The following is a 20,535-nucleotide window of genomic DNA, read 5'->3' as shown; positions in this document are numbered from 1 at the left end:
TCAGGCTTTTGGCGTGTAGAAAGGGTTGCTGATGTGATTGACCACATCGGCCAGCTGTGCGGTTTGCGGCTTGCCGGTCAGGGCGGCGCGGATCGCGGTGCGACAGGCGTTGTAGTTGTTCAGGTAGACCGCATCGAGGTCGTCGCAGGCCGGGTTGACCCAGTTGGCGGTGACAATCGCCCACTCGTCCTCGGCTTCCGGCGGCAAGGTGCCGTCGAGCAGCGCTTCGAGCACGGCTTTGGCGATCCCGGCCTGCGACGCGCCCCAGGTGGCATTGCCGTGCAGGTCGCTGCTGATCGCGGCCTTGTTCACATACAGGGTCATCGGCTTGACCGGAATGTTCGGCTGGGCGATCACCATGAATGGGCAATGGCCCTGACTCGGCGACGCCAGGCTGTTGGCGAACGCCTGTCCGGCCGGGCCATTGCGCGGGCCGATCAGGATATTGATGTGTGCGGCGTTCACGCCCGGGCCTTCGAAACCTTCACCGATGTACAGGTCGAGTTCTTTCATCAGTCATTACTCTTTTGCGCTGCGAGGGATGGTCGATAGCTCACGCGGGCCGAATGGCCGGTGCGCTCAATAACGGGCGTAGGGAGATGTGGCGAGGGAAACGGGACATGGCTGCAAACGCTCTCTGGTTGTTATTGATGAGCTGTGCTTGCGATTTTTTAACACCGGGGTTTGCGCGGGCCGTAACCATTAAAAATCATGGGGCCATGAGTTTTGGTCATAGCCTTCGGGCGCAACATCGCGGCCTGAGCAAAAAGCCAAAAAAAAACAGAAACCGGTGATCCGGTTTCTGCTTTTTTTTGGCGGCGGGCTTTTGCAGCTGAGGCTGGGTTTTACAGGCAGTCACGCACCGATTTGCGCAACGACCCGGACTTGGCCCATGGCGGCCCTTGGTACAGCGAAACCCGGCTGCCGTCCTTGTACTTGATGATGTCGAGAATCTCGTCAGCGGTAACGATGCTGGGCGCAGTGATCCGATAACCGTTGGAGATCGCCGTCTGCGTGGTCTTCGGAATGTCCTTCTGCCACAACGGCAACAGGCACGCGGCATAGTCTTTAGGCGCCTTGGTGCTGGTCTTGCTGAGATTCGGCTCACCCGGTACCAGTGACGCCGGCAACGAGCAACCTGCAAGCAATGCCAACGCCAAACTCCCGATCCATATCCGCATGGTGTTTCCCTGATCTGAAAAAAAGCGAATGTAACGTGTAACTGGGTGCACATCCATCGTGGCACCACGCCCACAGGGGAAATTGGACAAATATTTACATCCATTGCGCCCGGTGACAGACGAGCTGTGCACCCTCGATGAAAAAATACGGCTACTCTTTTCTACCGAGAATGTTCCGGAGGTGATCATGCGGCTCAATGAATACGAACACGAACTTCAGCGCGACCTGCAAGCCGTTGCATCGGACCTGAGGTGGTCGGCGGTCGACCTCAAGCGCATTGCCGAACAACTGCGCAAGAGCGGCAATGAAGCGGATGCCCAGGCAGTGCTCAGGTCTTGCGAGGTGCTGCAAAGCGATGAAGAGCGGCTGCAGTTGTATGCCAGGGAAGTAAAGACGCGCACCATCAGCCGAAGCAAAGTCCACTGACAACGCCCGCCCCTCAACAGAAGCCCCGGCAATCACCGGGGCTCTTTCGTTACATTTGCGTCAACTTGTGGTGTGACTTCGCGCCCGCGCCGAGCGTTGTTTGTAACCCGGCAACGCGGCGGCGTAAGCCAGCGCCTCTTCTCTGCTACCAAACGACGCAAGGCGGTCGCCCTGGGTACAAACCCGCCATGGGCCGTTGTTCACGCTGAGTACGTCGTAGCCGTTCATGTGCATCTTGTTCAGTACAGGAATGCTCATGGGTACCTCCTTTTCTGCCGGCGATTGATTCAGCCATACTTTTTTACCTTACACCCAGCGGCTGCCGGTGTGCCGACCGAGTGTCGCGCCAGCGTTCCGGCACTTTTTGCTCGACCGGGCAATCCAAGATCCCACGGAACCTGTGGTTTGCGGCCCGGCTCGAATATTGCAGATTTATTTCATTTATGTGACACGCAGTAAACAGGTAACAGATGAAAGAACGTGCAACCGTCATTTGCGAGCAGGATCGACACATCCTCCTGGTGCGCAAACCCAGATGTCGCTGGACCTTGCCGGGTGGCAAGGTGGAGCCCGGGGAAAGCAAAGCCACCGCAGCAACGCGCGAGCTGCAGGAAGAAACCGCACTGGAGGCGGAACAGATGCTTTATCTGATGGAGTTGCGCAGCGGCAGCACCCAGCATCATGTCTACGAGGCGTCAGTGCTGGACCTCGAACAGTTGCGCCCGCAAAACGAGATCACCGAATGCATCTGGCATCCGCTGGACGCCGTGCAGAATCTGCCCACCAGCGAAGCGACGCTGCGCATCGTGCAGGCATTTCAGCGACGCTTGTGAGGTTTCAACCGGCGAACGCTCGGCGTCCGGCGCTCATTTCCGTGCGCAATTCGCCGATGAAGTTGGAAATATCGCGGATCGTCACCAGGTGTTCCGGCGACACACCATTGAGCAACAACTCGACCCGTCCGGAGTCAGGCTCATAAACCTTGATCCGCAACAGTCCCTGCTCCACTTGGGTGCATTCGCATTCAAGCGACGGAAAGCCGGATTCGACTATCCGGCAAATGTCGGCAATGGCTAGCATGGGCGCACGCCTCGCAGGCGATGAGTCGGTCGACCCGTTTAGCATAGATGAGGCTTCGCCGACCTGCCGCCCCGGCAATTGCCAACCCGATCACATTTCTGGCGCAGCCTCAGTGCGCATCATGATCCCAGATCCAGTTCCACATCCCCGGCAGTTGCACCGGCTCCGAACTTTGCTGAACCGTACGCGCCAGCGCCGCTTTCTGCAACGCCGCATGATCATCGTAAAACGGCTTGTCCGCCAACCTCACGCCAGTGGCTGCGGCACTGTCGAGGAGGATTTGCAGGTACTCGCGGGTATGGCGTGCGGTATAGCGGTTGAGGTCATGAAAGGTCACCACCACCGGAATCACCCCGTCCACGGTCGGAAATTCCCCGAGGGCAATCCGCTCGCGGACTTCCGACAGCTGCCGCAACATGTTCGCCCGACGCCTGGGGCTGGCGTTGAAGCCCCAGATCTTGCCGTCGTTGGCGCTCAAATCGGTCAATAACACGTGCAGGCCGTGCTGTTGATAGGCCGCGAACGTGCGTTTGTCGTAATTCCAGAATGGCGGCCGCAGCAGGATTGGCGCCGCCCCGGTGATCGCGGCGATATCTGCACTGCCGTTGGTCAACGACTGCTCCAGTTCCTGCGGGTCGAGCGAGCGATGGTTGGTGTGCCAATGAGTGGCCGTGTGAAACCCCAGGATGTGCCCTTCGGCGTGCTCGCGGCGCATGATGCCGCGGCCGATCTCACTGTTGCCGGCACGGGGCGCGCGGGTCTGGACGAAGAACACCGCTTTGATGTCCGGTTGCACCGGGTTGACCTTGAGGCTGTCGAGCACCGTCGCCGACGGGTTCCAGAAGCTCGAAGCGCTCGGGCCGTCATCGAACGTCAGCAGAAACCGCACCGGCGCCTGGGATTTGAGGCGGGTGGCGGTTTGCGCGGTCATCTCGATGGGCGCCGCTATGCAGCCGGCCAGCCCGAGCGCGATGGCCGCAGCACAGAGAAAGTTGAAAGCGTATTTCATGTTTTGCCTTGCGCCTGACCGTTGCGGCCCTGTTGTCGACTGGCAAAACTCCCTCGCCCTGATCCATCCCTGCGCCCGGCTGTTCGAGCCAGGTTTGAATAGGGTACACAGGCTTTGGTTCCGGCGCTCGTTCAGTCAGCCAGTGCCTGCTGGAACGAGGTGTCGATGATCCCGGCGGTGGCCAGCGGCGCCGGCAATGCCTTGACCTTGAACAGGAAGTCCGCGGTGCTTTGCAGGTCTGCTGCGGCCTGTTGATCCACTGGCCCGACCGTCATGTGCGCCTGACGCAACCAGTGGCGTGACACCTGCTGATCGAGGTTGGCTTTCTTCGCCCAGAGATCTGCGTATTCGTCGGTATGGCTGTCGACCCAGGCTCGTGCCTGCTTCAAACGTCCGAGAAAATCGGTGATCGCTGCGCGTTTACTGTCGATTGATGGCGCCGACGCCGCAATGGCGCTGAGGCCCGGCATCAGGTTCTTCGCGGTGAGAATCGGTCGCGCACCGGAAAACACGATTTGCTGGGATATGTACGGCTCCCACACCGGGAAGGCGTCGATACTGCCTTGCGGCAACGCAGCCGCCGCATCGATCGGCATCAGCTTGACGAACTCGACGTAATTTTCCGGCAGACCGCCCTGCTCCAGCGCACGCAAGGTCAATTGCTGGCTCCAGGCCCCGGGCCAATAAGCGACTTTCTTGCCTTTCAGATCGGCGATGGTTTTCACCGGCGAATCTCTCGGCACCAGCAACGCGATGGTGTCCGGGTTCTGCCGCGATACACCGATGAGCTTCACCGGCGCCTGTTTGGCGGCGAGAAACAGAAAACCGGAATCGCCGAGAAAGCCCAGATCCAGCGAACCGGTCTGCAACGCCTCGGCCAATGGCGCAGCCGCCTGGAAATGCTTCCAGTCAACGCTGTAAGGCGCGTCTTTCAACACCCCGGACGCTTCTATCGAGGCGCGGATGTTGTAGTAATTCTGATCACCGACGTGCAGGACCAATGGCTCAGCGGCGTAGGCCAACGGAGTGGCGAACAGTCCGGCAATCAGGGTGGTGCGGAGGAAACGGGAGAGCTTCATGGCGGGTCCTGCAATGGATTTTGCATAGACCATAACGCTCTTGATCAGTCATTTTTAAATTCGATTAATGCATAAGCTCAGTACCCTGAATGCTCGCTGTCCGTTACGCAACAGCCCCTCGTCACACTGTTGCTCCAGCAACAGCTGAACACCAGCAAACCTGGCAATCCTCCCGTAAACACGGGCTCAGACACACATGGCACAGAGCCTGCAATATTCCATTGATGCAGGACGCAGCCGTTAAAAATATATTTTCGGACATAAAAACAGTGCTTTTGCCGGAGCGCCCCTCATGACATCGTTCTTACCGTTTTCCCGTCTCAAAACGCTCCTGGTCGCCAGCGCCATGGCGCTGGGCCTGCAACCGCTGGCCCACGCCGCCGAAGCCGCGCCCGCCGAGGTTCATCTGGATTACGCCTATTACTCCCCCGTGAGCCTGGTGCTCAAGCATTTTGGCTTCCTCGAAAAAGCCCTGCCTCAGACCAAAGTCAGTTGGGTGCTCAGCCAGGGCAGTAATCGTTCGCTGGAATACCTGAACAGCGGCGGCGTCGATTTCGCCTCCAGCGCCAGCCTCGCTGCCGTACTGAGCCGCGCCAACGGCAGCCCGATCAAATCGGTCTACGTCTACAGCCGCGCCGAATGGACCGCGTTGGTGGTGCGAAAAGACTCGCCGTACCAGAGCGTTGCCGACCTCAAAGGCAAGAAAATCGCCGCCACCAAGGGCACCGATCCTTACCTGTTCACCCTGCGCAGCCTGCAACAGGCCGGGCTGAAAAAAGACGACGTGGAGTTGGTACACCTGCAGCATCCGGACGGCCGCACCGCGCTGGAAAAGGGTGATGTCGACGCCTGGGCAGGCCTTGACCCGCACATGGCGGCCAGCCAGGTCCAGGCCGGTTCGCGCCTGCTGTATCGCAACCCGGCGTTCAACAGTTATGGCGTGGTCAGCGTCACCGAGCAGTACGCCAAGGAGCATCCGCAAACCATCGCCAGCGTGATCAAAGCCTACGAACAGGCGCGGGAATGGGCATTGAAAAACCCGGGTGAGTTCGCCGCCCTGCTCGCCAAGGAGTCCGGCCTGCCGCTGGACGTGGCCAAGCTGCAACTGTCGCGCACCGACCTGAGCAGTCCGCAACTGACCGCCAAGGATGTGCAGGCCTCCAAGGCAGCGGCGCCGATTCTGGTTTCCGAGGAGCTGGTACGGCGTGGGGTGAATGTCGATCAAGTCATCGATCAGTTGCTCGACAGCGGTGTGCAGCAAGCCGTCGCCCGCCAGTAATCGATCAGACTCACCGCGAACCTGCGCCTGACGCGGTTTCGCGGTGAACGGAGCCCACGTATGACCACACGCAGTAATGAACTGCCCGCACCTCGGCGCCTGTCGAAGACGCGTCCTTCCCCGCTCAATCCAACCTGGCGACGGCGCTTGAAAGGCCTGGCCCTGCCGCTGCTGGCCGTAGTCGCACTGGAGTTCATCGTGCGCATCGGCTGGCTGCCGTCCTACCAAATGCCCGCCCCGAGCGAGATCGCCCTGACCCTCACCGACCTCGCCGAAGGCGCTTTGTGGAAGCACATTGGTGCCAGCCTGACTCGCGTGTTGCTCGGGTTTGCGATCGGCGCCAGCCTGGCGCTGGTGTTTGCCGCCTGGGTCGGTCTGAGCCGTGAGGCCGAAGCGTATCTGGAGCCGACGTTCGCCGCCCTGCGCTCCATCCCGAGCCTGGCCTGGGTGCCGCTGTTGCTGCTGTGGCTGGGCATCGATGAAACCTCCAAAGTCGTGCTGATCGCCATCGGCGCGTTCTTTCCGGTCTACGTCAACGTGGTCGCGGCGATTCGCAACATTGATCGAAAACTGGTGGAAGTCGGTCACATTTATGGCTTCAGCCGCCTGCAACTGGTTCGGCGAATTCTGTTGCCGGCCGCCCTGCCCGGCCTGTTCACCGGGCTGCGCAGCGGCATGAGCCTGGCGTGGATGTTTCTGGTGGCCGCCGAACTGATCGCCGCGACCAAGGGTCTGGGCTATCTGCTCAGCGATGGGCGTGAAACCTCGCGACCGGACATCGTGCTGGCGGCCATCATCGTGCTCGCCCTGCTCGGCAAACTCAGCGACGGGTTGCTTGCGGGGCTGGAGCGCCGCTGGCTGGCCTGGCGCGACACGTTCTCAGGTCAAGAGGCGAAGGCGTGATCCTCAATCGTCCCGCGTCAAAACCTCGAGCAACTCGATCTCGAACAGCAGATTCGAATTCGGCGGGATCTTGCCCATCGTCCGCTCGCCATAACCCAGGTGCGCGGGCACCAGCAGCTTGCGCTTGCCGCCCACCTGCATGCCCATGAGTCCCTGATCCCAGCCCTTGATCACCCTTCCAGTGCCAATCACGCACTGGAAAGGTTTGCCACGGCTGTGGGAAGAATCGAACTCGCTGCCGTCTTCCAGCCAACCGGTGTAATGAGTGGTGATCAGCGCGCCTTTGACGGCGGCCTTGCCCTCTCCCACCTGAAGATCGATTACCTGCAGTTCATCATTCATAACATTCACTCTATTGTTCAGCTGGCGGCCGTTTTCCCAGAATTGTCGGTGATTGGCAACCCGCAAGCGCAGATCAACGCTGTATCCGAAGTGAGTGACCAAGCATTAACATAGCAAACCGCCATTACTTCTCGGATCGACTCCTCATGCTGGCAGCGCCCCAATGATTCAGCTCTGGATCGGCCTTGCCATTGGCGTCGTCATGCTTGCTGTGATTGCCGTGCTGGTTTTGCGCGAACGCGACTTGCGCCGGCAGTTAGCCGAATACCGAGAACTGCTGGCCCGCGCCGCCGAAGGCAGAAACATCCATCAGGATCACGACGCCGAGCGCTTCAAGCGCAGCCAGTATTTTGCGCGGATCGGCACCTGGGATTGGGAAGTCGACACCGATCGACTGTACTGGTCTGACGCGATCTACGGCATGTTCGGGTTCAAGATCGGCGAGATCACTCCGTCCTATGCGCTGTTCTGTTCCTGCGTGCACCCGGACGATCGCCTGCGCGTGCGCGACGGCGAGTTGCGTTGCCTGGAAACCGGCGAAAACCACGACGAGGAGTACCGCGTGGTCTGGCCCGATGGCACGATTCGCTGGCTGCGGGAGACCGGTAACGTGGTGCGCAACGACCACGATGCGGTCATCAAAATGATGGGCGTGGTGCGCGACATCACCGAAGAAAAAGCCTCGGCCAGTTACCTCAAGCACCTCGCCCACTACGACCCGTTGACCGGACTGCCCAATCGACTGGTGCTGGAAGAGCGCCTGGCCGAAGCACTGGACCAGGCGCGACAAACCAACACTCGCGTGGCACTGGTGTTCGTCGACCTGAACGGTTTCAAAAACATCAACGACCACTACGGCCACGCCGCTGGCGACCGCGTCTTGATCACCACCGCCACCCGCCTCAAACGCATCCTGCGCGCCACCGATACCGTCGCGCGCATCGGCGGCGACGAGTTCGTGGTGATCCTGCAAGGCCTGGCGCCGAGCCTCAACCTGCAAGACGAAGCCCGCCGCATCTGCCAGAAGATTTTCATCGAACTGTCGCCACCGATCGGCATCGGCAACGACCAGCGCCACATCGGTACCAGCCTTGGGGTGGCGGTGTTTCCCGACCATGCGCCAACCATGGATCGGCTGCTGCACATTGCCGATCTGGCGATGTATGAAGCCAAGCGCAGTGGGAACAATCAGTATCGGTTGGGCGGCGAAAGCCCTGCACGAGTGCATGTGCAGGGCCTTTGAGCCCGGTGCTTAACGCTCGACTGGTTGCATCTGGACGATGGTGCCGTTGGTGATCATGACCATCACGTACTTGTCGTTGATTTGCACCCACTGCGCCTGTTCGATCGGTGCTTTCAAGCCTTTCTGTTTCCAGTTTTTCAAGGCTTTGTCGCTGCGCTGATAAATGTCTGGAGCCCGGTCGTTGACCTTCAATTCACGGTCGCTGGTCGGGGACTGGACAGCAGGTTCGCTTGAGGTTTGCGCCGCTTGAACAAGTGGACTGATCCCGGCAATGCCGGCGACGAGGGCCAGGCTGGCGATTAGGGTTTTGCTGTTCATCGGTGAACCTCCTTCAGATGTGTGATACCTGAACTCCGACTGCGGAGTCACAGAATCATTCCTTGTTTTTTTGCCTGGGCTGGCCGGGAGAGTGTAGTTGGCAGACAGGCCGTTTTCGCGAGCCAGCCCGCGCCCACAGGATCCGGGCTCAACCGCGTGCTTTTGCGCTAACATGCCGCGCAAAATCCCGCCGAGTGAACAAGGACATCACCGTGAACACCTATCTTGTCGTCAATCTGGTTTTGCTCGGACTCTGCGCGCTCTATTGCGTGTACCTGTTCAATGCGCTGGTTGCCCGGCGCAATGAAATCAAAAACGCCTTTGCCCAGGTTGAAGTCCAGCTCAAGCGCCGCTACGACCTGATCCCCAATCTGGTAGCGGTTGCCAAAGGCTACCTTGCCCACGAGCGTGAAACCCTCGAAGCGGTGATTGCAGCGCGCAATGCCGCAGTGGTCGGGCTCGAGGCTGCACAGGCGCAGCCGGGCAGCGCAAAAAACATCGAACAGTTGGGCCTGGCGGACAGCACCCTCAGCAGCGCTTTGAGTCGGCTGAATGTGACGCTGGAGGCTTATCCCGACCTCAAGTCTTCGCAAAACATGCAACAACTCAGCGAAGAGTTGAGCAGCACTGAAAACAGGGTCAGTTTTGCGCGCCAGGCCTACAACGATGCGGTAATGGCCTACAACACGCTCAAGCAGGGCTTTCCGGCCTTGCTGCTGGCCCCCGGATTCGGTCACGGCAGCGACGCGGCGCCGTTGAAATTCGCCGACACGCTGGCAATCAAAGTCGCCCCCAAAGTTTCTTTCTGACCCCTCTCTGCCCACGGACGGCCTCATGAATTTTTTCCAACAACAACGCCAGGCGCGTCACCAGACCGCTTTGCTCGTCGCGCTGATGATCATCGCAGTGCTCTGCCTGATCACCCTTGCCAGTCTGCCATTTGTCATCGGCGTCCTTGATAACCAGCATGACAGCGAGGCCAGGACCAAAGCCCTGCACACCACAGCCGTGGTCGCCCTGATCGTTTCGGGCATCGTGTTGCTCGGCAGTCTGTTCAAGTATTTTCAACTGTTGGGCGGCGGCAAAGTGATCGCGGAAAAGCTTGGCGGGCGTCCGGTCAACGACGACGTGCGCACAACGGATGAGCGTCGACTGATGAATGTGGTCGAGGAAATGGCGCTGGCCTCCGGCGTCGCCATACCGGCGGTGTATCTGCTGCCCGACGAAACCATCAATGCGTTCGCAGCGGGTTTCACCCCCAAGGATGCGGTGATCGGCGTCACCCAGGGCGCGATATCGCTGCTGACGCGCGAGGAACTGCAAGGGGTGATCGCTCACGAGTTCAGCCATATCTACAACGGTGACATGCTCCTCAATACCCGCTTGGTGGCGACTGTCCACGGGATTCTGGTGGTGGGTCTGGCCGGCGCCTATTTGCTGTTTGGTCTGACCAGGTCGAAGAAAAGCAAAAAGAACGATGACGGATATCTTTTGCTGCTGCTGGCGTTCATGGGCATGGTGTTGTGCGTGGCCGGTTTCATCGGCAGCTTCTTTGCCAACGTGATCAAGGCTGCCGTGAGCCGACAGCGCGAATACCTCGCTGATGCCAGCGCCGTGCAATTCACCCGCAACCCACAAGGCATTGCCGGCGCGCTGAAAAAAATCGGCAGCCAGGGCTCGACCCTGAGTTCGCCACGGGCCAAAGAGTTCAGCCACCTGTATTTCAGCGCCGGCTCGACGACATTCTTCAAGAGTCTGTTCGCCACCCATCCTGACCTGAGTGAGCGCATCCGGCGGATCGATCCGCAATGGGACGGCCAGTTTACGTTACCGCCCGCGCAGTAACCGCCTGCACACCTGAGCACGATGCCTCAGGCGCACTCGACAATTTCAGGACATTACGATGAATTTCTTCCAGCAACAGCGCCAGGCCAAGCGCCGCACCGTGTATCTCATTTTCTTGATGTTCATGGCAGTACTCAGTCTGATCGCAATGTCGTGTGTGCTGATGACCATCCCGGTCGAGGATGGCAGCGGTAACGTCCTGATGGATTTGAAGCTCGATCGGCAGTTGGTCATGACCGTATCGGCGGTGGTCGTCAGCATCGTGCTGCTGGGCAGTCTGACCAAGCTTGCTGATTTGTCAGAAGGCGGCAAAGTGGTTGCGCGACGCCTCGACGGGCGCGTGATCAACCACAGCGCACAGACGCTGGAAGAGCAGCGATTGATGAACGTGGTGGAAGAAATGGCCATCGCCTCCGGAACCGCCGTGCCCACGGTGTACTTGCTGCCCGATCTGGGCATCAACGCCTTCGCGGCGGGACTCACGCCACAGGACGCCGTCATCGGCGTCACCCAAGGCGCAATCAGTGTGCTGACCCGTGACGAGCTCCAAGGGGTGATCGCCCATGAGTTCAGTCATATCTATAACGGTGACATGCGCCTCAACACCCGACTGATTGCCATCGTCCACGGGATTATGGTTCTCGGGTTGACCGGCAGCTATATCCTGGAAGGCACGGAACAGGTCGGCAAAACCCCGCTGCAGCGCAGTAAGTTCGTCGCGATACCGATGTTGATTGGTTTTGTACTGTTGTTTGTGGGTATCGCGGGGACGATTTTTGGCAATCTGATCAAATCTGCAATCAGTCGACAGCGTGAATTCCTCGCCGATGCAACTGCTGTGCAATACACCCGCGACCCGCAAAGCATCGCCGGTGCGTTGAAGAAAATTGGCGGTTATGAATTGGGCGCAACCATCAGTTCCGCGCGCGCGGAGGAATACAGCCACTTGTACTTCGGACCGGGTTACTCGAACACCGACTCGACGGCTTCCCATCCTGATCTGCAGGAGCGAATTCGCCGAGTCGATGCGCAATGGGACGGCAGCTTCATCAAAATCGCAGCAGCGCAAACCGAGACGCAGTCCACCGCCAGACCGCCCCTACCGGAGGCGTTCGGCGGTGTTCCCGCTGCGGCCAAGTCGGTGCTTTACGATATGAATGCAGTTCAGGCTTCTGTTGCGGCCATGGGTGCCCCGCAAAAAGAACACCTGATGGAAGCTCGCCGTGTGCTGGAAGACATTGAGCAAACGCTCAAATCCGCAGCCCGCAACATTGAGGGCGCACAGGCCATTGTTTATGGGCTGCTGCTGTCACGTTCCGGTTCCCTGCAAGGGGCTCAACTTGATGCACTGCGGCGGGAAATCGACGAGAGTGTGTTTGATGCCGTGGGTCTGTTGCGTGAACCACTAGCGCAGCTCAATCCCGGCCTGCGTCTGCCATTGCTTGATCTGGCGATTCCAAGCCTGCAACAGCTGGACAAAAAATCGTTTGCCAAGGTCAAGCGCAACCTGAATCTGCTGATCGACGCCGATAACGAAACCGAGTTGCTGGAGTGGACGCTGCTGCGCATCGTCGAACGCAATGTCGAGGGCGCGCCAGCGGTACAGTTCAAATTCGGCCTGTTCCAGTGCGCCGAACAACTGCTGGTGCTGTTGAATGCGCTGGCGCGCGCCGGTCAGCAGAATCAGCAAGTGGCGTTACAGGCGCTGCACTTTGCCTGGGAGGAATTGCCGTTCGAGCGACCGTTGGAATTGCCTGTCGAGCTTGAGGATCTGCAAGGGCTCGAAGCCGCAATCAAACGCCTGCGTCACCTGATGCCCGAGGAGCGTCCCGCCCTGCTCAATGCCATGACCCGGTGTGTGATGCATGACGGGGTGATCACTGTGGCGGAGGCCGAGTTGTTTCGTGCGGTGGCGGATCTGCTCGATTGCCCGCTACCACCCTTCCTGGTCACACCACCCGAAACGCAAACCAGCAAGAAAGAAATTGCAGGCGAAGAAGCCAGACAATCCAGCATTGGCATTGCCTGACACACCGCTTTCGCGAGCAAGCCCGCTCCCACAGGGCCCAGTGGCGTTAACGAGATTTGCAGACAACCCACAAACCTGTGGGAGCGAGCCTGCTCGCGAAGAGGCCGGCACATCCAATATTTTCTTCGCCTGATACACCGCTTTCGCGAGCAAGCCCGCTCCCACAGGGCCCAGCGGCGTTAACAAGATTTGCAGACAACCCACAAACCTGTGGGAGCGAGCCTGCTCGCGAAGAGGCCGGCACATCCAATATTTTCTTCGCCTGATACACCGCTTTCGCGAGCAAGCCCGCTCCCACAGGGCCCAGCGGCGTTAACAAGATTTGCAGACAACCCACAAACCTGTGGAAGCGAGCCTGCTCGCGAAGAGGCCGGCACATCCAATATTTTCTTCGCCTGATACACCGCTTTCGCGAGCAAGCCCGCTCCCACAGGGCCCAGCGGCGTTAACAAGATTTGCGGACAACCCACTAACTTGTGGGAGCGAGCCTGCTCGCGAAGAGGCCGGCACATCCAATATTTTCTTCGCCTGATACACCGCTTTCGCGAGCAAGCCCGCTCCCACAGGGCCCAGTGGCGTTAACAAGATTTGCAGTCAAACCACTAACTTGTGGGAACGGGCTTGCTCGCGAAGAGGGGCCGGCACATCCAATATTTTCTTCGCCTGATACACCGCTTTCGCGAGCAAGCCCGCTCCCACAGGGCCCAATGGCGTTAACGGGATTTGCGGACAACCCACTAACTTGTGGGAGCGGGCTTGCTCGCGAAGAGGCCGGCACATCCAATATTTTCTTCGCCTGATACACCGCTTTCGCGAGCAAGCCCGCTCCCATAGGTACAGTAGTAATTCAGAGGATTGATCCACTTTGCGCATCAATCCATACCAATAATGCAATTAACATCCGGTTACACCTGCGCCACTATCCGCCGCAATAACAACCGTGCGCCGCTTCCACGTCGCGCACGTCATAAAAGCGGTGGAGTTCTTTTCTATGACAGCCTCAATCCCTCACGGCGGCTCGCGGGCCGGCGCCATTTTCCGGGTGACCTCGGGCAATTTCCTCGAACAGTTCGACTTCTTTCTGTTCGGTTTCTACGCCACGCAGATCGCGGCGGTGTTCTTCCCGGCGAGCAGTGAGTTCGCTTCCCTGATGATGACGTTTGCCGTGTTCGGCGCAGGCTTTCTGATGCGCCCGCTGGGGGCTATCGTGCTTGGCGCCTACATCGATGATGTCGGTCGGCGCAAAGGGCTGATCGTCACCCTGTCGATCATGGCCAGCGGCACGATCCTGATCGTGCTGGTGCCCGGGTACGAAACCATCGGTCTGTTCGCTCCGGCGCTGGTGTTGATCGGGCGGCTGTTGCAAGGCTTCTCCGCCGGTGCGGAACTGGGCGGGGTTTCGGTGTACCTCTCGGAGATCGCCACCCCGGGCCGCAAGGGCTTTTTCACAGCCTGGCAGTCGGCCAGTCAGCAAGTGGCGATCATTGTCGCCGCTGCGCTGGGCTATGCGCTGAATGCGTGGATGGCCCCCAATGTGATTGCTGATTGGGGCTGGCGGATTCCGTTTTTCGTCGGTTGCATGATCGTGCCGTTCATCTTTCTGCTGCGCCGTAACCTGGCGGAAACCGAGGAGTTCGCCGCACGCAAACACCGCCCGAGCATGGGCGAAGTTTTCCGCACCCTCGGCCAGAACTGGGTGGTGGTGCTTGGCGGCATGCTGATGGTCGCACTGACCACTACCGCGTTTTACCTGATCACCGTCTACGCGCCGACCTTCGGCAAAACCGTGCTGCACCTGAGCACCTCCGATGCGCTGCTGGTGACCTTGCTGGTGGGTGTGTCGAACTTCTTCTGGCTGCCGATTGGCGGCATGTTGTCCGACCGTATCGGCCGGCGTCCGGTGCTGATCACCATGTCGCTGCTGGCCCTGGCCACCACGTATCCGGCGCTGTCATACCTGGTGCAGGCGCCGAGCTTCAGCCACATGTTGCTGTCGCTGCTGTGGCTGTCGTTCATTTACGGCATGTACAACGGCGCAATGATTCCGGCGCTCACCGAGATCATGCCGGTGGAAGTGCGGGTGGCCGGTTTCTCTCTCGCTTACAGCCTGGCGACCGCAATTTTCGGCGGCTTCACCCCGGCGATGTCGACCTTCCTGATCCAGTACACCGGTGACAAGGCCGCGCCCGGTTACTGGATGAGCGTCGGCGCACTGTGTGCGTTGTGCGCCACGTTGTACCTCTATCGCCGCGCAGGCGGCCGGTTGCAACCGGTTGCCGCATAAGGAGCAATCACTTTGAAAAAACTGATCAACCTCAGCGCCGTCGCCCTCTTCGCATTCAGCGCCCTGGCACACGCTGAACAGCTGAACGTGATGACGTCGGGCGGCTTCACCGCCGCGTACAAAATCCTCGGGCCGAAATTTGCTGCCGCCACCGGCAACACCCTCGACACCCAACTCGGCCCCTCGATGGGCAAAGCCCCGGAGGCAATCCCCAATCGGCTCGCTCGTGGCGAACACGCCGACGTGGTGATCATGGTCGGCTATGCCCTCGACGACCTGATCAGACAAGGCAAGGTCGACCCGGCCTCGCGAGTCGAACTGGCGGACTCGCGCATCGGCCTGGTGGTGCGTGAAGGCGCGGCGAAACCCGACATCAGCAGCGTCGAAAGCCTGAAGAAAACCCTGCTCGACGCACAGTCGGTGGCCTACTCCGACAGCGCCAGCGGCGTGTACATCGAGCAGCAGTTGTTCAAGAAGCTCGGCGTTGAGGATCAACTGAAACCGAAGGCGAAGATGATCCCGAAAATCCCGGTCGGCTCGGTGGTTGCCACTGGCGACTATCAACTGGGCTTCCAGCAGGTCAGCGAATTGCTGCCAGTGCCGGGGGTGAGTTTTGTCGGCAAGATTCCGGAGTCGGTGCAGTCGGTCACACGCTTCGCCGCCGGCATTCCGGTCGGCGCGCAGCATCCAAAAGAGGCCAGAGCCCTGCTTGCCTACCTCGCCGCACCCGCCGCCCAGGCGGATGTGCAGGCCACCGGGCTGGATTCGGTCAAGCGCTGATCGTGGGCGGCTGGACCTTCATTTCCACCACCAGCCGCTCCAGTTCCAATGCCGCCGGGGTCAACGTGCGATCCCGGCGCTTGATGATGCCGACACTGCGCATCACTTGCGGATCGGTCAGCGGCACCCGCGTCAGGATCGGATGATCCGGGCCGGGCATCGCCATCAGCGGCACAGCCGCCACGCCCAACCCTGCTTCCACCAGACCGATCATGGTCGTCACGTGCCGCGTCTCGCAAATGCTCGGGCGCTGCGGTACCACGCCGCTCAAGGCCTGATCGAGGAGGAAACGATTGCCGGAGGTCTTGTCCAGCGAGATGTAGTCCTGCTGATAGAACTCATCCCAGGTCACGCTGCTGCGCCCGGCCAACGGGTGATCGCGGCGACAGGCAACCACGTAGCTTTCCTGCACCAGCGGTTCGAATTCGACTTTGGCCTCCTGGGTGCCCATGAAACTCAAGCCGAAATCCGCCTCGCCGTTAACCACCGCGCTGAGCACATCGTGGGCGCTGGAATCGAGGACTTTGACTTTGATTCGCGGAAACTGCTGGTGATAACGGGCGACCACACGCGGCATGAAGTAGTACGCCGCCGACGGCACGCAGGCGACCGTGACATGCCCCAGTCGCGTCGAGGCCACTTCGCTGATGCCCAGCAGCGCCACGTCCAGGTCATCGAGCAAACGTTCGACGCTGGGCATGAAACCGCGTCCGGCCTGGGTCAGGCTGACCTTGCGCGTGGTGCGCTCGAACAGCTTCACGCCGAGGGCGTCTTCGAGCTTTTCGATGCGCCGGCTCAGGGCCGGTTGCGACAGGCGCACGGTGTCGGCGGCCTTGCGGAAACTGCCTTGCTCGACCACGGCGCGAAAGGCTTGCAGGTCGTTGAGATCGAAGTTGATGGCCATGGCGGGACTCGCAAAGGACTGATTCGCAGAGGCTATCAATGTAACCAATTGATGCGTGCTTTTACACAGCGCGTTGCGTCGAGAATTGCCGCTGAATCGAAGCCAGGTTGCGCCGCCGGATCCAGCCGCTGGCCAGGCGGATCAGCAGCCAGTAAGGGGTAAACAGCATTTTCGTGCGGGTATTGGCGCAATAGACGAAGGTTTCGGTGCGCAGCGTGCGAATGCCCTGAGCATGCTCGATGACCTGAAAGCGCAGTACCAGTTTGGCGACGTTCGGGTCGTCCAATGCCTTGAAAGCTTGAGCGTCAGGGATGCGGCCGGTCTTCAGATCCGGGCGCCAGAAGCGTCCCGCCAAACCGAAGGTCACTTCAGAGGCGGTGCGCTCAAGGAGCGTGAAGGCATCAAAACCAAAGGGCGCGGTTTGCTGTTGCAGTGTGGGGTCGCCGAACTTGCGCAGTATTTTCCCGGGTAATTCACGCAGGGACAGCAGCGCATCGACCACGCGGTCTTCGCGCATGTCCAGCGCGCAAACCGCAGCGATGATCGCGTCTGGCTGCGCACGGATTGCACCCGATTCGTGGCGCTCGTGAAACTGGAACAACCGCAGAAAAGGCGACGGATATTCCCACAGCAGATTATCCCTGCGCCCGATGATGCCCAGTGCGTTGCAGAATGTACGGTTCATGAAACAGCGGTCCCGTGTGATCAGACGATGTGAACCAGAGCGCGGCACCTTTGAGGTCGATGCGGGCATCGCCGCAAAGGTGCTGCGTATCGCCGGTCAATGGCTGGGTCAGGCCTGCAGGCGCTCACCTGTTGCCTGCGCCGGCGTGTCCGCCAGGCCGGACTTCTCCGGCACCTCGCAGGGTGCCACAGCGAGGGTCTGGCGCAGGTCGACCTTCAACGCGCCCCACGACAACCCGGCGCCGAAACCGCACAACACAACGTGTTCGGCTTGCGGCGTGCCGATCGCGGCATGGCGCGACAACACGATCGGAATCGAGGTCGAACTGGTGTTGCCGACGCCATCGATGTCGACCGGCATCTTCTCTGCCGCCACACCAATCATCCGCCGCAGGTAATTGAGCATGAACGCGTTCGCCTGATGCAGCACCAGCAAGTCCAGCGTGGCGGGGCTCGACCCGGTGGCGTCGAGCAAGGTCTTGACGGTCTGTGGTACGCGGTTGAGGGCAAAGTTCATCACCGCCGTGCCATCCATCTGCAAACGCTGGATGGTCGCGCAGACGTGGCTGCCCTCCTCCCGGGCGTAGCCGATGTCCGACTGCAGCGCCGCACCGCCGCTGCCGTCGGCACCGCAGATGAACTCGAACTTGCCGTCACCCGGTTCGAGCAAGGTTGCCGAAGCGGCGTCGCCAAACAGCATTTTCACGTGGCGGTCGCGCTCGTCGAGGATCCGCGTGGTCACGTCGCCGGTACACAGCAGGATCTTCTTGCAGGCGCCGGACGAAATCAGTGCGCCCGCTTGCACCAGTGCACTGATGTAGCCAGAGCAGCCAGCGGCCACGTTCAGCACCAGACAATGCTGCGGCAGGCTGAGAGCCTGCTGCACCATGAACCCGACACCCGGCACCCATGAATCCGGGGTCTGGGTGACGACGATCAGGCCATCGATGTCCGCTGCCGCAGCATGCCCTTGGTCGAGCAGATTGCGACACGCGGCGATGATCAGGTCGGAGGTGTGCAGGGTTCTGGTTTCCCGGATCGACTGAATGCCGGTGCTCTTGGCGATACGTGCGACTTCCTTGGCGCCGAACAGTTCGGCGAAGTCCTCTTCAGTCACACGGCGCTCGGGCAGCGCTGCCGTGACCGCACGGATGGCGACGCCTTCAATGGTCAGCAGGCTCATGCGGCGTCCTTGATTTTCCGGTCGATCAGATCGAACAGATCCTGCACCGTGACCACGCGCTCGATCTCCTCGCCCGACACGCTCACGCCGGTTTGTTCGAACACCAGGGCGACAATCCCGATTCGCGCCATCGAGTCCCAGTTGTCGCTGTTTTCCAGCACGGTTTCGCCGTGCAGCTCGGCCAGCGGAATGAACAGGATTTCAGCGATGCTTGCGCGCATTTTTACCAGATCAACCATTTGTCATTTCCTTATAACGTGATGAGTAAACCGGTCTCACGACTGGGCGAGAACGCCGGGGTGACGCATTTTCTTGAAGCGGCTGGTGTACAGCGGAGTCTCGGCAATGGACACCACCCGCGGCAGTTGCTCCGGGGCCAAAACGCCGCGAACGTGCTGATACAGGCGGACCTTGAAGGCCTCCAGCGCTTCCGGTTCGAACAAGGTGAACTGCGCGGCAACAATCTGCCCGAGCAGCGGGTTGGGCTGCGCGTAGACCACCACATCGCAGACGTTTTCCAGGCCCATCAGCACGCTTTCCACGTGCGACGGAAACACCTTCTTGCCACCGACGTTGATCAGATCGACCGCCCGCCCCGTGACCCGAAAGTAGCCTTCGTGTTCCTCGGCCAGATCGTGGGTGATCAGGTAGCCGTCACTCGACAGGTCGCCGGCGCTCGCCAGGTAGCCAAGCATGTTGGTCGCGCCGCGCACGTGCAGAATGCCGTCGACCACCCGCAGGCTGTAATTCGGATCTTCGATCCTCATCCACGCGCTGTCGCCGTCCTTGCTGCGGCACGGCAGCACACCGATTTCCGACATCCCGTACAACTGCTGCAATTGCACCTGCGGCATCACGTTGGCAATGCGCTGGATGGCCTCCGGCGAACTCGGCTCCGAGCCGAAGTAGATGCGCTGCAGACTGGTCGTGTCCCACTTCTGGAAAACGCCAGTGATCGTCGCCAGGTTCAGCAGCGTCGGCGACACGTGCAGGGTTTGCACGTTGAACGATTCGATGCAGCGACCGACCTCTTGCGGCGAACGCTCCTTGGGCAACACCAGCGTGCCATGGGTCGCCAGCGCCTGCAGCACGGTGACCAGGCCACCGATATGATCGAACAACAAAAACGCCAGAATGGTGCCGCAGCGTTCGGCACTCAGGTAGCGTTCGAAAAATGGCGCGATGCTGTGCACCACACCTTTGGCAGGCCCGGTCGAACCTGAAGAAAACACAATGAAACCGGCCTGATGTTGCGACAGCAGTCCGTCGACCGTGGGCGGCACCTGATTGTTGCCGTGAGCAATGACTGCCGACTCCGGCCCCCAGCCGATCACCGAAAACCGCGCGCCCGCGGCGCCCGCCAACTGCGCCAGTTGCTCCTCGCCCTTGGGCACAGAAAGCGCGACGACGTTGTTGTGCAGCCACAACGCGAACAACATGCAGACACTGTTGAAGCTGTAGTTGTCGACCAGCAGCACGCACGAATCGCAGACGGACTTTGCCGCCAGTTCCGCACCATAAGCGTTTATTTGCGCGTGCAACTGATCATAGGTAAAGCGCCCCTCATCACTGACGATCGCCAATTGGCTGCCAGCGCTTTTCAGATGAGCCAAAAATGCTGCTACTTGCATACCCCAACCCCTCGTTCGGTCAAACGGCTTGAACCTGAGCTTGCGCTGCAGACAACCGGTCCATGATGTAGGCGATCAGCGTGCCCAGCGTGGCAAACGGTGTGGCGGCTTCGGGCAGGTCGGTGGTATCGGCCAGACGCACGTCAACGCCCAACTGGCTGCGCAGTTTCTCTTCGACATCGACGATGATCGACACCAGGGTCAGCGAGTCGATGCTGCCGTCCACGCCATAGAGGCGGCTGTCTTCGCCATGGGACAAATCGATCGGGGTGCTCAACAACAGATCCTGTTGCCGAATGGCTGACTCGGTCAGCGCTTTGACTTGATTGAACAT

General features: G+C 60.1%; 24 protein-coding genes. 10 read left to right on the top strand and 14 right to left on the bottom strand.

The annotated features are described in order from the left end of the window. Both fae and AC1UK9_RS12045 read right to left on the bottom strand, forming a co-directional pair. Positions 1-513: a formaldehyde-activating enzyme gene (fae, locus tag AC1UK9_RS12050; RefSeq protein WP_025111525.1), complete on the bottom strand. Its 513-nt coding sequence runs from the start codon at positions 511-513 to the stop codon at positions 1-3. Positions 514-845: 332 nt separating this feature from the next. Continuing rightward, entirely contained in the window at positions 846-1,181 is a 336-nt protein-coding gene (locus AC1UK9_RS12045; protein WP_473015357.1) for a hypothetical protein, read from the bottom strand. A 187-nt stretch (positions 1,182-1,368) separates the two neighbouring features. Between AC1UK9_RS12045 and AC1UK9_RS12040 the strand changes: the two genes are divergently transcribed. Then, entirely contained in the window at positions 1,369-1,608 is a 240-nt protein-coding gene (locus AC1UK9_RS12040; RefSeq protein ID WP_025111521.1) for a hypothetical protein, read from the top strand. Between the two features lie 60 nt (positions 1,609-1,668). Here AC1UK9_RS12040 and AC1UK9_RS12035 read toward each other — a convergent pair whose 3' ends face one another. Continuing rightward, positions 1,669-1,866 carry a hypothetical protein gene (locus AC1UK9_RS12035; RefSeq protein WP_025111520.1) on the bottom strand — a complete coding sequence of 66 codons (198 nt, stop codon included), beginning with the start codon at positions 1,864-1,866 and terminating at the stop codon, positions 1,669-1,671. Between the two features lie 212 nt (positions 1,867-2,078). Here AC1UK9_RS12035 and AC1UK9_RS12030 point away from each other — a divergent pair, with 212 nt between their 5' ends. Beyond that, a complete protein-coding gene (locus AC1UK9_RS12030) occupies positions 2,079-2,441 on the top strand; it encodes an NUDIX hydrolase (RefSeq protein ID WP_482580176.1) in 363 nt (120 codons plus the stop codon). 4 nt (positions 2,442-2,445) lie between these two features. Here AC1UK9_RS12030 and AC1UK9_RS12025 read toward each other — a convergent pair whose 3' ends face one another. The 3 genes from AC1UK9_RS12025 to AC1UK9_RS12015 form a co-directional block, all read right to left on the bottom strand. Then, positions 2,446-2,688: a DUF1652 domain-containing protein gene (locus tag AC1UK9_RS12025; RefSeq protein ID WP_003225919.1), complete on the bottom strand. Its 243-nt coding sequence runs from the start codon at positions 2,686-2,688 to the stop codon at positions 2,446-2,448. Between the two features lie 109 nt (positions 2,689-2,797). After that, complete coding sequence (locus tag AC1UK9_RS12020; RefSeq protein ID WP_482580174.1) at positions 2,798-3,697, bottom strand: polysaccharide deacetylase family protein; 900 nt, start codon at positions 3,695-3,697, stop codon at positions 2,798-2,800. A 131-nt stretch (positions 3,698-3,828) separates the two neighbouring features. Then, on the bottom strand, positions 3,829-4,776 hold the full coding sequence (locus tag AC1UK9_RS12015) for an ABC transporter substrate-binding protein (protein WP_473015355.1): 948 nt from the start codon (positions 4,774-4,776) through the stop codon (positions 3,829-3,831). 292 nt (positions 4,777-5,068) lie between these two features. On the opposite strand from AC1UK9_RS12015, the gene AC1UK9_RS12010 reads away from it, so the two are divergent. Both AC1UK9_RS12010 and AC1UK9_RS12005 read left to right on the top strand, forming a co-directional pair. Beyond that, the gene (locus AC1UK9_RS12010) at positions 5,069-6,055 is read left to right on the top strand and encodes an aliphatic sulfonate ABC transporter substrate-binding protein (RefSeq protein WP_482580173.1); all 987 of its coding nucleotides are present in this window, start codon (positions 5,069-5,071) and stop codon (positions 6,053-6,055) included. Between the two features lie 60 nt (positions 6,056-6,115). Then, a complete protein-coding gene (locus AC1UK9_RS12005; protein WP_482580172.1) occupies positions 6,116-6,958 on the top strand; it encodes an ABC transporter permease in 843 nt (280 codons plus the stop codon). A gap of 3 nt (positions 6,959-6,961) precedes the next feature. Here AC1UK9_RS12005 and AC1UK9_RS12000 read toward each other — a convergent pair whose 3' ends face one another. Next, positions 6,962-7,300, bottom strand: a complete 339-nt coding sequence (locus tag AC1UK9_RS12000) for an FKBP-type peptidyl-prolyl cis-trans isomerase (RefSeq protein ID WP_025111514.1) — start codon at positions 7,298-7,300, stop codon at positions 6,962-6,964. A 163-nt stretch (positions 7,301-7,463) separates the two neighbouring features. Between AC1UK9_RS12000 and AC1UK9_RS11995 the strand changes: the two genes are divergently transcribed. Beyond that, on the top strand, positions 7,464-8,543 hold the full coding sequence (locus tag AC1UK9_RS11995) for a sensor domain-containing diguanylate cyclase (protein WP_025111513.1): 1,080 nt from the start codon (positions 7,464-7,466) through the stop codon (positions 8,541-8,543). A gap of 9 nt (positions 8,544-8,552) precedes the next feature. On the opposite strand, the gene AC1UK9_RS11990 is transcribed toward AC1UK9_RS11995, so the two are convergent. After that, positions 8,553-8,861 carry an RcnB family protein gene (locus tag AC1UK9_RS11990; protein ID WP_025111512.1) on the bottom strand — a complete coding sequence of 103 codons (309 nt, stop codon included), beginning with the start codon at positions 8,859-8,861 and terminating at the stop codon, positions 8,553-8,555. A gap of 212 nt (positions 8,862-9,073) precedes the next feature. On the opposite strand from AC1UK9_RS11990, the gene AC1UK9_RS11985 reads away from it, so the two are divergent. From AC1UK9_RS11985 to AC1UK9_RS11965, 5 genes are all read left to right on the top strand, one after another. After that, the gene (locus tag AC1UK9_RS11985) at positions 9,074-9,670 is read left to right on the top strand and encodes a LemA family protein (RefSeq protein WP_049828019.1); all 597 of its coding nucleotides are present in this window, start codon (positions 9,074-9,076) and stop codon (positions 9,668-9,670) included. 25 nt (positions 9,671-9,695) lie between these two features. Next, positions 9,696-10,706 (top strand): M48 family metallopeptidase, encoded by a 1,011-nt coding sequence (locus AC1UK9_RS11980; protein ID WP_482580171.1) that lies wholly within the window; start codon positions 9,696-9,698, stop codon positions 10,704-10,706. Between the two features lie 58 nt (positions 10,707-10,764). Then, on the top strand, positions 10,765-12,735 hold the full coding sequence (locus AC1UK9_RS11975) for a M48 family metallopeptidase (RefSeq protein WP_482580170.1): 1,971 nt from the start codon (positions 10,765-10,767) through the stop codon (positions 12,733-12,735). 991 nt (positions 12,736-13,726) lie between these two features. Further along, on the top strand, positions 13,727-15,019 hold the full coding sequence (gene tcuC, locus AC1UK9_RS11970) for an MFS transporter (RefSeq protein ID WP_025111508.1): 1,293 nt from the start codon (positions 13,727-13,729) through the stop codon (positions 15,017-15,019). A gap of 12 nt (positions 15,020-15,031) precedes the next feature. Continuing rightward, positions 15,032-15,799 (top strand): substrate-binding domain-containing protein, encoded by a 768-nt coding sequence (locus AC1UK9_RS11965; protein WP_482580168.1) that lies wholly within the window; start codon positions 15,032-15,034, stop codon positions 15,797-15,799. Here the strand turns inward: AC1UK9_RS11965 and AC1UK9_RS11960 are convergent. The 6 genes from AC1UK9_RS11960 to AC1UK9_RS11935 all read right to left on the bottom strand — a co-directional run bounded on the left by AC1UK9_RS11960 (position 15,789) and on the right by AC1UK9_RS11935 (position 20,535). Beyond that, a complete protein-coding gene (locus AC1UK9_RS11960) occupies positions 15,789-16,703 on the bottom strand; it encodes a LysR family transcriptional regulator (RefSeq protein WP_025111506.1) in 915 nt (304 codons plus the stop codon). The genes AC1UK9_RS11965 and AC1UK9_RS11960 overlap by 11 nt on opposite strands. A gap of 61 nt (positions 16,704-16,764) precedes the next feature. After that, on the bottom strand, positions 16,765-17,388 hold the full coding sequence (locus AC1UK9_RS11955; RefSeq protein WP_482580167.1) for a hypothetical protein: 624 nt from the start codon (positions 17,386-17,388) through the stop codon (positions 16,765-16,767). A 108-nt stretch (positions 17,389-17,496) separates the two neighbouring features. Continuing rightward, positions 17,497-18,570 (bottom strand): 3-oxoacyl-ACP synthase III family protein, encoded by a 1,074-nt coding sequence (locus tag AC1UK9_RS11950; RefSeq protein WP_482580165.1) that lies wholly within the window; start codon positions 18,568-18,570, stop codon positions 17,497-17,499. After that, positions 18,567-18,809: an acyl carrier protein gene (locus AC1UK9_RS11945; protein WP_025111503.1), complete on the bottom strand. Its 243-nt coding sequence runs from the start codon at positions 18,807-18,809 to the stop codon at positions 18,567-18,569. Before AC1UK9_RS11945 ends, AC1UK9_RS11950 begins: the two co-directional genes overlap by 4 nt. A 36-nt stretch (positions 18,810-18,845) precedes the next feature. Beyond that, the gene (locus AC1UK9_RS11940; RefSeq protein WP_482580164.1) at positions 18,846-20,201 is read right to left on the bottom strand and encodes an ANL family adenylate-forming protein; all 1,356 of its coding nucleotides are present in this window, start codon (positions 20,199-20,201) and stop codon (positions 18,846-18,848) included. Positions 20,202-20,220: 19 nt separating this feature from the next. Beyond that, a complete protein-coding gene (locus tag AC1UK9_RS11935) occupies positions 20,221-20,535 on the bottom strand; it encodes a hypothetical protein (protein ID WP_482580163.1) in 315 nt (104 codons plus the stop codon).

This window comes from Pseudomonas sp. AK-TSAG1-1 (genome assembly GCF_056821665.1).
This window is presented reverse-complemented; position numbering and strand designations above follow the sequence as displayed.